Annotated in this window: 10 protein-coding genes; all 10 read left to right on the forward strand. The window is 44.7% G+C overall.

Translation table 11 applies throughout. From position 1 onward, the window contains the following. The first annotated feature begins 199 nt into the window (after positions 1-199). The 10 genes from QVC79_RS17285 (at position 200) to QVC79_RS17330 (ending at position 16,249) form a co-directional block, all read left to right on the forward strand. Positions 200-1,207, forward strand: coding sequence for a hypothetical protein (locus QVC79_RS17285; RefSeq protein ID WP_270593910.1), 1,008 nt, complete (start codon positions 200-202; stop codon positions 1,205-1,207). A 181-nt stretch (positions 1,208-1,388) separates the two neighbouring features. Further along, complete coding sequence (rpsA, locus tag QVC79_RS17290) at positions 1,389-3,230, forward strand: 30S ribosomal protein S1 (protein ID WP_124318081.1); 1,842 nt, start codon at positions 1,389-1,391, stop codon at positions 3,228-3,230. Between the two features lie 3 nt (positions 3,231-3,233). After that, the gene (locus tag QVC79_RS17295; protein WP_270593911.1) at positions 3,234-4,166 is read left to right on the forward strand and encodes a ribonuclease Z; all 933 of its coding nucleotides are present in this window, start codon (positions 3,234-3,236) and stop codon (positions 4,164-4,166) included. Between the two features lie 344 nt (positions 4,167-4,510). Continuing rightward, positions 4,511-5,077, forward strand: coding sequence for an RNA polymerase sigma factor (locus QVC79_RS17300; RefSeq protein WP_270593912.1), 567 nt, complete (start codon positions 4,511-4,513; stop codon positions 5,075-5,077). Between the two features lie 57 nt (positions 5,078-5,134). Next, on the forward strand, positions 5,135-6,283 hold the full coding sequence (locus QVC79_RS17305) for a FecR family protein (protein WP_270593913.1): 1,149 nt from the start codon (positions 5,135-5,137) through the stop codon (positions 6,281-6,283). 105 nt (positions 6,284-6,388) lie between these two features. Continuing rightward, positions 6,389-10,063 carry a SusC/RagA family TonB-linked outer membrane protein gene (locus tag QVC79_RS17310; protein WP_270593914.1) on the forward strand — a complete coding sequence of 1,225 codons (3,675 nt, stop codon included), beginning with the start codon at positions 6,389-6,391 and terminating at the stop codon, positions 10,061-10,063. A 10-nt stretch (positions 10,064-10,073) separates the two neighbouring features. Next, entirely contained in the window at positions 10,074-11,654 is a 1,581-nt protein-coding gene (locus tag QVC79_RS17315) for a RagB/SusD family nutrient uptake outer membrane protein (RefSeq protein WP_270593915.1), read from the forward strand. Positions 11,655-11,673: 19 nt separating this feature from the next. Next, a complete protein-coding gene (locus QVC79_RS17320; protein ID WP_270593916.1) occupies positions 11,674-12,753 on the forward strand; it encodes a hypothetical protein in 1,080 nt (359 codons plus the stop codon). 262 nt (positions 12,754-13,015) lie between these two features. Next, positions 13,016-13,948 carry an ABC transporter ATP-binding protein gene (locus tag QVC79_RS17325; RefSeq protein ID WP_270593918.1) on the forward strand — a complete coding sequence of 311 codons (933 nt, stop codon included), beginning with the start codon at positions 13,016-13,018 and terminating at the stop codon, positions 13,946-13,948. A 12-nt stretch (positions 13,949-13,960) separates the two neighbouring features. Then, complete coding sequence (locus QVC79_RS17330) at positions 13,961-16,249, forward strand: Gldg family protein (RefSeq protein WP_270593919.1); 2,289 nt, start codon at positions 13,961-13,963, stop codon at positions 16,247-16,249. Positions 16,250-16,253: the final 4 nt, after the last annotated feature.

Here is a 16,253-nt window from a genome sequence, read left to right on the forward strand (position 1 = left end):
GAGGATCGATGAAAGTCGATCCTTTCTTTTTTTATTCAGCATATGAAACTAACACGTTTTTCACGTGAGACAATAGATAGAAAATGAATAGTTGTCGTATTTACTATATAGTTGTGTTTTGGAATGTATAAAATACGCTATTTCCTTTGTTGTGTGGATGAATAGTCATACCTTTGTAAAAATAAATAATTCTTTGTGTATGAAAAAGGTGGTGTATATTTTGAGTTGTATTTCACTGTTTTTATCATGTAGAGGTAAAGACGTGTATAAAGCTCCGGAGGCAGATCTGAATCTGTTGAAACCATATGAGGATATGGAGGTCATCGTTCCGGAGGGGTATGCCTCGATTGTCAAGTTATATGATGATACCTTGGCAATTTGTACTTGTTCAACAACAATTTCGATCCCTACTTTCTGGGCGTCTAAATTGGGTCGGGCATCTGAAAATAGTCCGATCACAATTGAAAATGTAAAGAATGAGAATAATTATTATCAAGGTGTGTTAAATACTTGGCAGGTCGTGGCCTTTGAGGATAGTCGGGAAGGAGATTATGACTATAATGATTTGATCATACACGTGAACTGGAGCATTCGGGAAAATAATTACACGATATCCGTTCAGCCAATTGCTTTAGGATCTTCCAAGAAAATTAAGCTGGGATTCGAGAAAATGGATGGTAATATTTCGAGTGTGAACGAGGTAATCGTGGCCGAAGATTGTCGGAAAGATTTATTTGAGGGGAGAGAGGGATTTATCAATACTTTTTCCGGCAAAGAAAAGGTGATTATTAATAATGGTAAATATAAATACCAGAAAGAGTTGGCGAAACAGAGTAATGATCTTAGATGTGCCGTGAATTGGTTCATTGAAGTAGATGGCGGGACAAGATTATATGCTATTACGAATAACCCGATATGTCTTAATCAGGATGGAAGACCTTACGGATTGATATTCACTAGAATCTATGATGAGTATACTTATTGTAACGAGAAAGGGGAGCGTTGTGGAGTTGACTGGTTTCTATATCCCCAAGAGCTTGTGAATATATCTGATATTTATGATTTCGACGGCTATATGAAAACAGGAGATATTTCTATTTTCCGAACTCCCAAAGAAGGTTTTTATGACGCCATAGGGAAAGGTGAACCGATGGGAAAAGAGGGACTGATATATTGTCCGAATTCGTTGTATAACGTGAAACTATAATAGTAGGTTAAAACGGGGAGTTTTCCCCGTTTTTTTATTCCTTTTCTCGTTATTTTTCAGTGCATTTTGTTTGGTGGGTTGATATTTATTTGTACTTTTGCGCCCGTGTTATAAAAACATAATGTCTAATTTATTAGGAGATAAGCATTTATTATTTATTATGGCAGAAGAACAAAAAGAAATGCAAGTAGAACTTGCACAAGAAGAAACCAAGAAAGTTGCTCCCGTAGCAACAACAAGCGCTGAGGCTGACGAGAATTTTGACTGGGAAGCTTATGCAAATGATGATGTAATCCCCGCATCTGAAAAAGAAGAATTGGCTAACAGATACGCCGAGACTCTTTCATCTGTAGTAGAGAAAGAAGTTGTTGAAGGTACTGTTATCTCGATGAACAAGAGAGAAGTCGTTGTAAACATCGGTTACAAGTCAGACGGTATCATTTCATTGAACGAATTCCGTTACGATCCGGAATTAAAAGTGGGAGATAAAGTAGAAGTTTACGTTGAGACTCAAGAAGACAAGAAAGGTCAATTGACTCTTTCTCACAAAAAAGCAAGAGCTTTACGTAGCTGGGATCGTGTTAACGCGGCGTTGGAGAACGACGAAATTATCAAGGGTTACGTTAAATGTCGCACGAAGGGCGGTATGATCGTTGATGTATTCGGTATCGAGGCATTCTTACCGGGTTCTCAAATCGATGTTAAGCCGATTCGTGATTATGATATCTATGTTGGCAAGACCATGGAATTCAAAGTGGTTAAGATCAACCAAGAATTCAAAAACGTTGTTGTATCTCACAAAGCTCTTATCGAGGCTGAATTGGAACAACAGAAGAAAGATATCATCTCTAAATTGGAGAAAGGACAGGTACTTGAAGGTACTGTTAAAAATATTACCTCTTACGGAGTATTCATTGACTTGGGTGGCGTAGACGGATTAATTCACATCACAGACCTTTCTTGGGGTCGCGTAAATCACCCGAACGAAATCGTTGAGTTGGATCAGAAGTTGAACGTTGTTATTCTTGACTTCGATGACGAGAAAAAACGTATCGCTCTTGGTTTGAAACAATTGACTCCGCACCCGTGGGATGCTTTGAGCGCAGACTTGAAAGTGGGTGACCGCGTGAAAGGTAAAGTAGTGGTTATGGCTGATTACGGTGCTTTCGTTGAGATCGCTCCGGGTGTAGAAGGCTTGATCCACGTATCTGAAATGTCATGGTCTCAACACTTGCGTTCAGCTCAGGACTTCATGAAAGTGGGAGACGAAGTAGAGGCTGTTGTTCTAACCTTGGATCGTGACGAAAGAAAGATGTCTTTGGGTATCAAACAATTGAAAAACGACCCGTGGCAAAATATCGAAGAGAAATATGCTGTTGGCACGAAACACAAAGCTATCGTGCGTAACTTCACGAACTTCGGTGTATTCGTAGAGATCGAAGAAGGAGTTGACGGATTGATCCACATCTCTGACTTGTCTTGGACGAAGAAAGTAAAACATCCGGCAGAATTCACTCAAATTGGTGCTGAGATCGATGTTGTAGTTCTTGAAATCGACAAGGACAACAGAAGATTGAGCTTAGGTCACAAACAATTGGAAGAGAATCCGTGGGATGTATTCGAAACGATCTTCACTGTTGATTCTATCCACGAAGGAACGATCACTGAAATCTTCGACAAGGGTGCTGTTATCGCGTTACCTTACGGTGTAGAAGGATTTGCTACTCCTCGCCACTTGGTAAAAGAAGACGGAACTCAGGCTAAGGTTGACGAGAAATTACCGTTCAAGGTGATCGAGTTCAACAAGGGTGCCAAGAGAATCATTCTTTCTCACTCTCGTATTTTCGAAGACGAGCAAAAGGCGGTTGATAATGCCAAGAAGAAAGATGAGGCTAGCGCTACTAAAAAAGCAGTGAAGAAAGTGAAAGAAAAATTGGAAAAAACAACGTTAGGTGACATCACCGAGTTGGCTGCTTTGAAAGACCAAATGGAAGCTAAAGAAGAGGAAGAAAAGAACAATTAATTTGTGAAATTCGAATTGACTATATTAGGGTGCGGTTCTGCCGTACCCACGCTTCAAAGAAATGCTGCCGCTCAGGTACTCAATGTACTTGAGCGGTACTTTCTTATTGACTGTGGCGAGGGTACTCAACAACAGTTGAGACGCTTTAAAGTGCCATACAATAAGATCAATCATATTTTTATTTCCCATTTACACGGGGATCATTTTTTCGGACTAATTGGTCTATTATCCAGTTTTTCATTACAGAACCGTCGGGCTGAATTACATATCTATTCAGACAAGCGTTTGGAAGAGATCATCGAGTTCCAGCTGAAAGTGATGAACTCTCGGCTGAATTACCCATTGATATTTCATTACCTAGACCGTGAACCCGGTTTAATATACGAGGACCGTATGATGACGGTTCATGCTTTCCCACTGAAACACCGTTACGAGGCTCCCGTGACGGGATTCCTATTTGCCGAGAAAGAGAAGGAGAGAAATATTAAGCGGGAGATGACTGATGCTTTCTGTGTTCCCGTGGCCTTCATGCACCGTTTGAAGAAGGGGGAGGATTTTATCACGCCCGAGGGGGAAGTGATCGCGAATAGTCGTTTAACAACGGCTCCGCCAGCTCCTCGTTCATATGCTTATATGACAGACACGCTTTTCCGAGAATCTTTTGCTGAATACGTACAAGGTGTTGATTTACTCTATCACGAATCTACTTACGGGAACGAGTTTGAAGGATTGGCCAAAGAAACTTTTCACAGTACTGCAGGACAAGCAGCGCGAATGGCAATGCTTGCCGAAGCAAAACACCTTCTGCTGGGACATTTTTCGTCCCGTTATCCCGATCCGACCCCTTTACTGGAACAAGCACGGGAGATTTTTCCAAATACGGATTTGTGTTATGATGGGGCGGTATTCGAATTACCTGCGGTGAAACGGGGGTAATGTTGTCATGACTTACCTCGCTTTTGGGCTAAGGCTTGTCTAGTCTTTAGTATGATTCCTTTTACATTTAATTGATAGTTCATTTAGATCACGGAGCATTCATCCTGTATTCATGTTGCATTTATCCTCGATAAAATAGATATTTGAGACGATTTTGTTTGGATTCGGGGTAAGGGGTGAAGTATATTTGTTATAGGGTGAGATATGCTTGAGTGATGGGAGACTAGGGCGTAGGGTTAGTTTAATATGGGCGAAAGTAGAGCGTAGATTCAATTAGAAAGTGGAAAGAAATATCAAAGGTATCTGTTTTTTTTTTGTATATTTGCATCCTATATAGTGGTAATATGGGTAAGGAAGATTTAATATTGCAAATGTTCAAAGTGGCTGAAAAGAAAGCTTTTCAGTTACTATACGATACCTACTACGAGACTTTGGTACTTTTTGCGAATCAGGTTACCGGGGATTCGCAAGCAGCAGAAGATATTGTGCAGGATTGTCTGGTAAAATTTTGGATTTCCAAGCGCTATCGTACATTAGAATCCGGTTTGGATAAATACATGTTTCAAGCGGTTAAGTTTTCTTCATTGAATTACGTGAGAGGGGATAAACGTAAAAAGATTCTTCACGATCATGTCATCCGGGAGACGATGTTCGGGGATGAGGAAGTAGAGGATGAAAATGTTGAAATACTGGAGGTCGTGTATAAAGTTATTGATTTACTGCCGGAAGAAAGACGTAACGTATTTTTGCTGGTGTTCGTCGAGGGAATGTCCTATCAAGAAGTAGCAGATCAACTCCAAATATCTAAGAACACGGTAAAAACTCAATTAAGCCGTTCGCTAAAATTCCTTCGTGAAACCTTGAAAGACAGGTATAACGCGTTTCTTTTATTTTTTATTTTGGAAAAATAGACTTTTCCTGTCACCCTTTTTTCTTTTGGCGGTGATTATAGGGAAAATAGTCAGAAAATGAGAGAACTTGAAGATATTTTGGTCGATTATTTTGCGGGAGATGAACTTTCACCGGAGGAATCTCGTGTGTTGGTCGAATGGTTGGAACAGGGAAATCACCGGGAGATAATTACCGCTTTACAGGGAATGCATGCGGGAGCGGGGATCAGGAAGAGTTTGCGTCAGGATCCGGGTTCGGGGATGTCTTTTATACGGTATAGAATAGGGGTAGTACAAGGAAAGCGTAGATTCTTCTATTGGTCGGTAGCCGCTTGCTTGTTTATGTTGTTGGGACCTGTTGTGCTGTATTTTGGGAATTTCGGAAATGGGTCAGCATCGGATGGGGTGATCACCTCGGAACCTGTTGCCGGAAAATCGTATGCTCAATTGAAATTGGCCGATGGAAAGGAGATTCCATTATACGCGAATCGTGACGAGATGATTATAGCCGATAGTTTTATGAGTGTCGAGAATATGAATAAAACGTTGGTTTACAGGAAAAATAAAATAAATGAGAAGATCGAGTATAACACGTTGACGGTCCCGCTGGGGGCAGAATATAACGTGGTGCTGGCGGATGGGACAAAGGTATATTTGAATGCGGGTACCCTGTTACGCTACCCGGTTGTTTTTTCGGGAAATACACGCGAAGTTTATTTAGAAGGAGAAGGTTATTTTGAGGTGGCTAAGGATTCAACGAAAAGATTTGAAGTACACACGCCGGAAATGACAGCCGTGGTGCTGGGGACTTCGTTCAACGTGAAATCCTATGCCGATCAGGATCACGCGGCGGCAACCTTGGAAGAGGGGCATTTGAAAATCGTATGTGGAAACCGGGCCGAGTATGATGTTTATCCCGGTCATCAAGTGCGTTACGATAAATCAACCCGGGAAGCGGCAATGAAAAAAGTGGATACAAAATATTATACATTCTGGAAGGACGGGTATTATTCGTTTAACGAAATGTCTTTGGAGGAAGTGATGGAAATTTTGTCAAAATGGTATAATCTAAACGTGTTCTACGTGGATGATGAGGTTAAAGAAATCGAGTTTTCGGGACGTTTGAAGCGTTACGATGATTTTAGTTACCTGTTGGGTAAGTTCGAGGAAACAGGAGCGGTCGAATTTATTATAAAAGATAAAACGGTTACGGTCAAGAAAAAATAATGGGTTGAAAAACGATGTCTTCAACCCGTTAAATTCATTATATACTTTCTCTGCCCGTGGAAAGAACGAGAAGTATAGTATGTTGAATTTTAAACAAACAAATGTATGAAAAAAATCGAGTGGGGGGTAATTTACATGAAACTATTATGTGTTTTTCTTTTGGGGACTTGCATGTCCTTGCACGCTAACAGCTATTCACAGCAACGGAAAGTAACGCTGGAAGTGAAGGAATCATCCTTGAATGATGTCCTGCAAGAAGCTAGCCGGCAAACTCAATGTGACATTCTTTATAACCTGAGTTTTATCAGGGGAATTGTCGTGAAAGACTTGAACGTGGTAAACAAGGATTTACTGGAATTTCTGGATGAATTGTTACCACGCTACGGGTTGGCTTATTCTTTTGATAAAAACGTGGTGGTGATTAAGAAAAAGGAGGCAGAGAAAGAGGAGAAAAAATCGTTTACGGTGACGGGAAACGTGACGGATCAGGGTTTACATCCTTTGCCGGGAGTGACGGTGAGGTGGAAAGGTTCGACCGTGGGTACGGCAACGAATGTCGCTGGGAATTTTGATTTATTATTACCTGAAAGGAAAGAGGTCGTGTTAGTGTTTTCGTTCGTGGGGATGAGAGAGGTGGAGGTAAAGCTCGTGGATGACAAACCCGTTCACGTGGTGATGGAGGAAGAATCCTCGGAATTGGAGGAGGTAAACGTGATTTCGACGGGGTATTATAATGTGGATAAACGTCACTTGACAAGTTCGGTCACCTCGATCAAGGCCGAGGATATTATGATGCCCGGTGTCGGCACGATAGATCAGATGCTGGAAGGGCGTGTGCCTGGGATGATTTTTATGCAAAATTCGGGACAAGTGGGCACTTCACCTCGCATCAAGATCCGGGGAACTACCACCTTGTTGGGGGCAACGGCACCTTTATGGGTGCTGGACGGGGTGATTCTTTCCGATCCGGTGAACGTGGACCCGCAACAAATAAATGATCTGGATTTCGTGAATTTGCTGGGAAATGCTATTTCCGGGTTGAACCCAGAAGATATTGATCGAATCGACGTGTTGAAAGATGCTTCCGCGACGGCTATTTACGGGCCGAAAGCATCCAACGGGGTCATCGTGATTACCACGAAAAAGGGGAAAGTGGGAACTCCTGCGGTCTCCTACTCGTTGACGGGTACTTTCAGGCAGCGTCCGCGTTACACGGATCGTTCGGTGAACGTGATGAATTCGGAGGAACGGATTGATTATTCCAAGGAACTGGCTACGAAGGGGATCACGGTGACGGACAACAACAGTCACGTCGGTTACGAGGCCGCTTATTATGACTACATGAACGGGAAAATGAATTACGAGGATTTTGTTCGGGAGGTGAACCGGATGGAAACGGTGAACACGGACTGGCTGGGACTTTTGATGCACGATACGTTTTCTCACACCCACTCGTTGAGCGTTTCCGGCGGGTCGGATAACGTGCGTTATTACACTTCACTGGGATACATGGATGAGGAGGGTAACCTGAAAGGGGAGAGAAACGAGCGATACAGCGGAATGGCAAAGGTGGATGTGAATTATAAAAATTTCACCTTGTCGTTCAAGATCGATGGAAATATGCAGGACCGGAAGTACACGCCAAAAGACGTCGGGTTGGCCTCGTATGCCTATAACACGGCACGTAGCGTGAATGCGTATAACGAGGACGGCTCTTTGATGTACTACCAGAGGGTTAAGAATAATGAAACGTACGATGTTCCGTTTAGTATTATCAATGAAAGGGAACACACGAGTGACAAGATCACAACGGAACAGTCCGGTTTGTCCGTGAATCTAGGATATCGTTTCGTTCCCTGCCTGACGGGAAACGTGACGTTCGCATACAACGTGTCGCATACCGAGGAACAGGTGTATTACGGGGAAGAAACTTGGTATGCGGCTGATTTAAGAGCCAAATCCCGGGAGTCGGGCGAGGTGATAGCCAGTTATACTTTATTACCGAAAGGGGGTGAATTAAGATTAAACAACACGAAGAGCAAGAGTTACAACGTGCGAGCCTCGCTGATGTTTAATAAATACTTGGATAAAGATCAGGTGCATAACCTGAGCGCGTCGGTTATCGGTGAATTGAGTTCAAGTCGTTACACGGGTTTTAAAATCACCAAAAGGGGGTATTTGCCCGATCGCGGGATGGTGTTTGACATCATCGACGAGAAAGATGAGAAAGGTAGCCCTTACAAGGCTTATTTCAACTGGTTGAGAACGGATGAAGAGGCCCGGGGAAAAATGAGCAATTCATTGACGAACCAGGTTGGCCTGATCGGGACGATTTCTTATATGTACAAGGATTTGTATATTCTGAATGCGAATTGCCGGATAGACGGGTCGAATAAATTCGGGGATGCCAGTAATGACCGTCTGAACCCGATCTGGTCCGTGTCCGGACGGGGCAACTTGCAGGATGTCGTGAACAAATGGTGGGTGAACACCTTGGCATTGAAGATGTCATACGGGTATCAAGGGAATATGTCTGCCCAAGATTCGCCGGAATTGATCATTCAAAAGCAAGGCACGAATAAGTTTTTCAATGAATACTATTCCACCGTGAAGTATTACCCGAACCCGGATTTGAAGTGGGAGAAAACTTCCACGTACAACGTGGATGTGGAGTTCGCCTTGTTCAATAACAAGCTGAGCGGTAATCTTAGTTTTTATTATCGTCATACGACGGACGCTTTTATGTCGAAAACGGTGTCACGAATCAGCGGGGTCAATCATTACACGGTGAACAAGGGGGTGCTGGATAACTCCGGTTTTGAATGTACCTTAAATTTCGTGCCAGTTAACACGTTGGCAGGAGGCGTGAATCCGTCCGGGAAGAGAAAAGGGTTTATTTGGCGTTTGGACCCGAATTTCGGGTCGGTCTTCAACCAGCTGGTCGACAAGTTGAAATCAAAGGATCAGGTGCTTCAGGATGAAATCACGTACCGTGATTTTTTGAACGGGAAGGTGCAGATGGCGGGGCGTCCCGTGAATACTTTTTACTCGTACAAGTTCGAGGAACTTAGCCCGGAAGACGGTCGCCCGTTATTCTACGGGACGAATGAAAACGAGAAATTGAGCGTACATGGGGAGGAAATGACCTATCTTGATTATTACAAAACTTTGGATATGAATGATTTGTGTATGGCAGTGATGGAACATTCCGGTTGTCGCGAACCGTTCATGCAAGGAAGTATCAGTAATTATTTGGGATGGAATAATTGGGGGTTATCGTTTAACCTGGCGTACAGCATCGGGGGAAAGACACGCCTCATGCAGATGTACGGGGATGGCATGACGAATGCTCCCGGTGCGGAGCGGAATATGAGAAGGGAGTTCGTGAAACGTTGGAAACGTCCGGGGGATGAACAGCACACGAGTGTACCGGGCATATTGTCCTCGGAAGAGTACAAGAAAACGGCAAAACCTTGGTGGCAAAGTAAAAGCTACGAGTTTGCCGGAACGATTTGGGAGATGTATGATAACTCGAGTGTCCGGGTCGTGTCGAGTGATTACCTGAAATTGTCGAGTATCTCTTTGCGTTACGTGTTTCCGATGCCACTATGCCAGAAATTGCGGATGAAGTCGGCTTACTTGAGCCTGAACGGGACGAATATATTCACCATTTGCAGTAGCAAACTGAAGGGACAGGACCCGCAGCAATCCGGGACGTCGGATTTGATTAACATATCCGTTCGTCCGACTTATTCCCTTCAATTAAATGTAACTTTTTAACGTGTACGATATGAGAAAGATGTATGTTTTTTTAGCGATCAGCTTGGTTTTATGCGGCGCGTGCAGTCATTTTTTGGAGGAATCTTCTCCCGATCTGGTCTATGCGAGAACTTGTTCCGATTTGAACGAGATCCTGATCGGGAACGGTTATATGAAATGCGGTAAGCATACCCGGTTGGCAGCCGAGCCTTATTTGACGGACGTGTATTTCCCTTATTTGCACGTGATGGATGACGATATATGGGAATACGCGGTGGGAAAGTCGACAAAGGGGGTTGCTTTCACGTATCGGAATTTCTACACGTGGTCGGATCAGGTGAATATCGATTACCTGACGGGGAAGAAGTTAACGGACACGGACTGGGGGCGATTGTACGAGCATATCGGTTACCTGAACGTGATTATCGCTTACGCGGATAAGTTCATGCGGGATTCCGCCTCGGTGCGTGACCGGGTGATGGGAGAGGCCCGGTTCCTGCGGGGGGCGTATTATTATTACTTGGTGAATATTTATGCCAATCCCTACTCTCCGGGGACGGCAAGTAAAGAGATGGGGGTACCCTTGAACCTGACGGAGAAAATTGAAGATAAGTATTACGAGCGTGCCGATTTGAAAACTTGCTACCAACAGATTGTCGAGGACTTGAAGGTGGCGTCGGATCGGTTGGAGGGTGTTTCGTCGTCTTCCATTTATCGGGCTGACGAGGCGGCAGCACGGACTTTGCTCGCCCGGGTATACTTGTACATGGGAGAGTGGCAATCAGTTTTGGATGAATGTAATAAAATCTTAAAATTGAAGGATGTGGCTCTGTATGATTTGAACGGATTTGATACCGGTTACGAGGATAGCGGGAGCGATTATATCCGGAAGGAATATATGTTACGTGCGAGTAACCCGGAGATTTTATTTACTTCCGGGTCTGCCAATGCTTCGTTTCTGATGGGAGAAAGTATGCTAGGAAGTTTGAAGGCTTACACGGTATCGGAAGAGTTGAGGGATTTGTACATGAAATATGCCCCGGAAGGCGTGGAAGATTTGCGGGTGAATTGTTACTTGCTTCCGAGTAAATGGGACCCTACTCGTTACCGGGTGTTGAAATCGACGACGGACCAGACGAGTATAGATGTTTTCGATTGTTTCGTGATCCGTTCTGCAGAGGTTTACCTCAATAAAGCGGAGGCGGAAGCCATGCTGGAACGGGAGGGGGATGCGGTGTTGTCGGTGAAGGTGTTGCTGGAGAATCGTTTTAAAGATCATCGTGTTCCGGATGTTGGCGGGTTGCACGGGGAGAGTCTGGTCCGGTTCATCCGGGAAGAGAGGCGGCGGGAACTTTGTTTCGAGAGCCAGCGATGGTTTGACCTGCGGAGATACGCCGTGTCATCGAAATACCCGGAGAAGAAGGAAATCGAGCATCGTGTGTACGAGGCCGGTGCGGTAGATGGGAGCTTTGGCGTGTTCACCGGCACGTACGTTTTGAAACCCTACGGGGAGGATCCAGCCTGGGTGATGCCAATCCCTGCCGACGAGATTGTTTATAACAAGGGTAATTTGATTGATAATCCGAAACGAGTGGCAAGAAAATTCAAGTAACGATTAAAAGAAGATGAACATGAGACGAAATTATTTATTGTTGGGAATGGCATTACTTTCTTTATTTGCCGGGTGTAACCGGGATGCGGACGAGGTTGAACCGAGAGAGGTGAAAAATTGGTTTAGGATCGAGGATTGCGGCGACAAATTCGGGCATTTGGCATATGAAGTGTATCAGGACTACGGGATTCCGGTTTTTGTCAATGACACGATCGGGCGTACTCGTGTGGGAGAGGATGTGTACGGGGAACCCCTGTTTTCCTACGAGATATTGAACCCTAGGTATAACGTGTACACGTATTACAATAATACTTACGATCGAGCGTTAGAACGTGATACTGCGGTCATGATGAAAGCCCTGGAGGTGGTCGGGAACTGGGTGTTACCCAATTTTCCGGATGAGGAAGGAGCGAGAGTGAAGAGCTTGTTGCTGGTGGATTCGTTGTTTACCTCTGATTACGGGGGATATAATAATTCGAGCGTATCGAAAACGGATGTAAGCATGACGGCTTGGGTGTACAATACATCCCGGTGGTGTACCGTGGTCGGTCGGTTATTTGAAATTCAGAAAATGACGGATCGACAGTTGAAGTTCTGGGCAGGGATGATCCTGAGTGCCAATGTTGTCGATTGGTTGGGAGAGAATTACCCAGAAGGATTGGACGAGTTTTACGCGTTGACGGATAGCGATCATCCTCAATCGAAAAGTTTTTACGCAACCATGTGTATGTGCATGATTAAAATTCCTTCAGGAGAACTCGTGTATCCCAATTACCCGGAATATAATTCATGGAGTTGTTTCCGGATGGGATTTCTTGAGTGGGTGAGGGAGAGGTACGTGCAGGATTCATACAGTATTTTTGACGGTCAAATTCGAACCATCAAGCAATACCCACCGTCGAAAAAAATTGACGTGATGAATTACGTTGCTGCCGTGTACGCTTTTTCTGATGAAGAATTTGCTGCGATGATGCAAGAGGTCGATGGCGGGAAGAAGTGTATTGAGAAACGGTTGATTATGAAGGATTTGGTTGCTAAATTTGACGAGGCAACCGGGGTAACACGACAGGCTTTCGGGAAAATCACGTTTCATTCGTGAATCAGACCCGGACATGGCGTAATTTAACCGTGTTTCTGCCGATATAATTGGCAGAACGTTGAACAAAGCCGAGATAAAGACGACACAAAGCTGAGATACAGCCGAGTTGTGTCGTCTTTATCTTTTTGGGATGTCTTGGATGTGCATCGCCTAAGCCCTAAACAGGGATAAATAAGGGTAGAAAATAGTACCGTTTTCTATTTCAGGTATTCTATAAAGTGTAAGTAAAACGTGTGGTAATATTTATTCAAAACTATACTTTATGGAAGAATCAATTGTTAAGGTAAAGCATTTATCTCATCGTTACAGTGTACAATGGGCGATTCGGGATATTAATTTTGAGATAACGGAAAACGGTATTTACGGTTTATTGGGTTCTAACGGGGCGGGTAAATCGACGACGATGAACATTATGTGTGGGGTGTTGAAACAGACAGAAGGGGAGGTTTTCATCAAGGGAGTAAGTATGAGAGAGAACCCGGTGGAGGCCAAACGCTATATCGGTTTTTTACCCCAGAAACCACCCCTGTATAATGATTTAACCGTGGAGGAATTTTTGGCTTTCACGGCTAATATTCGTCGTATTCCCACGGGAGAGGTGGCCGAGGCGATTAAGGTGGTGATGGGACGATGCGGGTTAAGCCATTTCCGCAAACGGTTGGTTCGCAATCTATCGGGAGGGTATCAGCAACGTTTGGGGATAGCCCAAGCGATTATTCACAACCCGGCATTTGTCGTGCTGGATGAGCCGACCAACGGGCTGGACCCGAATCAGATCGTGGAGATTCGGCATTTGATTAAAGAGATTGCCGAGGAACGTACGGTGATTCTCTCCACGCATATCTTGTCGGAAGTACAGGCAACGTGTGATTATATCCGGATGATCGAGGAAGGACAGGTCGTTTTTGCCGGAACGGTGGAAGAGTTTGATAATTATATCGTACCGAACACGATATTCGTGAGTCTGGCATCGGCCCCGCCGGTGGACGAGTTGAAGATGCTTTCCGGTGTGGAGGATGCGGTAAGTATGGGAGGCATGGATTACCGGATAAACTTTTCGGATTCCCGGGAGGCGATTACCCAGATCGTGGAGGCAAGTGTGACCCGGAATTGGCAATTGTTGGAGATACGTATGGAGAAGAGTTCCATGGATAGCGTGTTTGCCGAATTGTCGGCCAAGAGTAAGAACCGCTAAAAAGGAGAGCTTATGAAGATGATATTCAAGATAGCGAAGACGGAATTACAGTCTTTGTTTTATTCACCAATTGCTTGGTTGCTTTTGGTGGTGTTTGCTTACCAAGTCGGGATGATTATGTCCGGGATGCTGGAAGATATTGTGGTTCGGCAGGCCATGGGATATGAATCGTGGAGGGTAACAACCATTTTTGGAGAACTTTTCGGGAATGTACAGGGAACCCTGTATTTTTATATTCCCTTGCTCACGATGAACATGATTAGCCGGGATTTGAGTGGCGGGACGATCAAGTTGTTGCAATCGGCTCCTTTGCGTAATGCCGAAATCGTGTTGGGTAAATACTTGGCATTGATGGTATTCGGGTTGGCGATGATGGGTGTTTTGTTATTTTACGTGCTTTTCGGGGTGTGTACGATTCAAAATATAGATTTCCCTTACGTGTTGACGGGAATGTTGGGGCTTTACCTGTTGTTATGTGCGTACGCGGCGATCGGTTTGTTCGTGTCGAGTTTGACTTCTTATCAAGTGATGGCGGCTTTCGGGACGTTGTTCATTTTGGCCATGTTTAATTACGTGGGTGGTGTGTGGCAGGATTACGAGTTTGTGCGGGATATTACCTACTGGTTGTCTATACGGGGAAGGACGGAAGAGTTTATTTACGGGTTGATTTGTAGCGAGGATGTGTTGTATTTCCTGATCGTGATTTTCCTGTTCCTGACGTGGACGGTCTATCGCCTCATCAACCGGGTGCAGAAACGGAGTTGGACTACTCGCTGGGGGATTTATCTGGGCGTGTTCTTGGTGTCGATGATGTTGGGGTACATGAGTTCCCGCCCGGCATTGATGGCATATCATGATTCTACCCGTATCAAGAGTAATTCATTGAGTAAAAGTAGCCAAGAGATCGTGGCGTTACTGGATGGAAAAGTGAAGATCACGACTTACACGAACTTGTTGGATCGGGACTTTTGGAGTACGTTACCCGATCATATTAATTTTGATAAAGAGACTTTCCGGCCTTACACGCGGTTTAAACCTGACATGAAAATCCGGTATGTTTATTTTTACGATAATGCGAATAATCCGGAGTTGGAGGAACAGTATCCTGATATGAGTGACGAGGAACGGGCCAAGCAAATCAGTGAAAATTATGGTGTGCCGTTCTCGATATTTCTGGCCCCGGAAAAGATGCGGGAGATAGAAGATTTGAGTGCCGAGGGCAACAAGACCATCCGTGTTATTGAACGGGAAAATGGTCAGAAGGCGTATTTGCGTTTCTATTTCCACGGTGGTTGGAAAGAGTCTCCGGGAGAGGCCGAGATTTCGGCCGCGTTCAAGCGGTTGGTGTCGGAAGTCCCCACGATCGGTTTCCTTGCCGGACATGGCGAACGGAATATTTACCGGGAGGGGGATCGGGAATACAAGCGGATTTCCAGTGATAAAAATACCCGCTCGTCAATGATTAATCAAGGGTTTAATATTGAAGAGGTTTATTTACATTCATCCCTTCCGGATAGTATTGATATTCTGGTGATATCCGAGTTGAGATCACCGTTATCGGCAGGAGAGATGAACTATTTGCAGGAGTTTATCGGTCGGGGAGGAAGTCTTTTCGTTTTGGGTGGACCCGGACGTCAGGAATTGATGAACCCAATTATTGAACAGTTTGGTGTTCGTTTTATGCCGGGCCAACTGGTGCAACCCACCCCGTTACTTCAGGCAGATTTGATTCAGTCCGTCCCGACGGATGAAGGTGTTGCGTACTGGTCCGATCTGGATTATATCCGGAAGAATGAAGGGTGCGTGGCTATGCCGGGGTGCGTGGGATTAGAATATACTCCGATAGAAGGGATAACAGTTGTTCCGTTATTTTCAACCGATACGGCGGGGTGTTGGAATAGAATCGTGGCGACGGATTTCGTGCGGGATTCGGTGTATTATACTCCAGAAACAGGAGATCAAGCGGGAATTTTCACGACGGCATTAGCGTTGACCCGTGATGTGAACGGTCGAGAACAACGGGTTCTCGTTGCCGGAAACACGGATTTTCTTAGTAACGGGGAGTTTGCCACGGGACGGAGAGAGGTTCGGAATTTTAACGGGATATTGAAACATGCCGCTTTTTACTGGTTGTCACATGAAGAGTTACCCGTGAATACGGCAGGAGATAGCCCTATCGACCGGAAATTGTATATCGGTGAGGCCGCGATGGAGGTTTGGTCTATCGTATTTATGGTCGTGATACCTGTTATACTGGCTCTTGCCGGGATCATTATATGGGTACGTCGTCGCGGGCGTTAATCTT

The sequence above is a fragment of the Butyricimonas sp. genome, assembly GCF_019423355.1.
Taxonomy (GTDB): domain Bacteria; phylum Bacteroidota; class Bacteroidia; order Bacteroidales; family Marinifilaceae; genus Butyricimonas; species Butyricimonas faecihominis.

Bases quoted from the DNA above. Each gene is read 5' to 3' on its own strand.
- QVC79_RS17285 (WP_270593910.1), top strand. From the start codon at position 200: ATGAAAAAGGTGGTGTATATTTTGAGTTGTATTTCACTGTTTTTATCA.
- rpsA (WP_124318081.1), top strand. From the start codon at position 1,389: ATGCAAGTAGAACTTGCACAAGAAGAAACCAAGAAAGTTGCTCCCGTA.
- QVC79_RS17300 (WP_270593912.1), top strand. From the start codon at position 4,511: ATGGGTAAGGAAGATTTAATATTGCAAATGTTCAAAGTGGCTGAAAAG.
- QVC79_RS17305 (WP_270593913.1), top strand. From the start codon at position 5,135: ATGAGAGAACTTGAAGATATTTTGGTCGATTATTTTGCGGGAGATGAA.
- QVC79_RS17310 (WP_270593914.1), top strand. From the start codon at position 6,389: ATGAAAAAAATCGAGTGGGGGGTAATTTACATGAAACTATTATGTGTT.
- QVC79_RS17315 (WP_270593915.1), top strand. From the start codon at position 10,074: ATGAGAAAGATGTATGTTTTTTTAGCGATCAGCTTGGTTTTATGCGGC.
- QVC79_RS17320 (WP_270593916.1), top strand. From the start codon at position 11,674: ATGAGACGAAATTATTTATTGTTGGGAATGGCATTACTTTCTTTATTT.
- QVC79_RS17325 (WP_270593918.1), top strand. From the start codon at position 13,016: ATGGAAGAATCAATTGTTAAGGTAAAGCATTTATCTCATCGTTACAGT.
- QVC79_RS17330 (WP_270593919.1), top strand. From the start codon at position 13,961: ATGAAGATGATATTCAAGATAGCGAAGACGGAATTACAGTCTTTGTTT.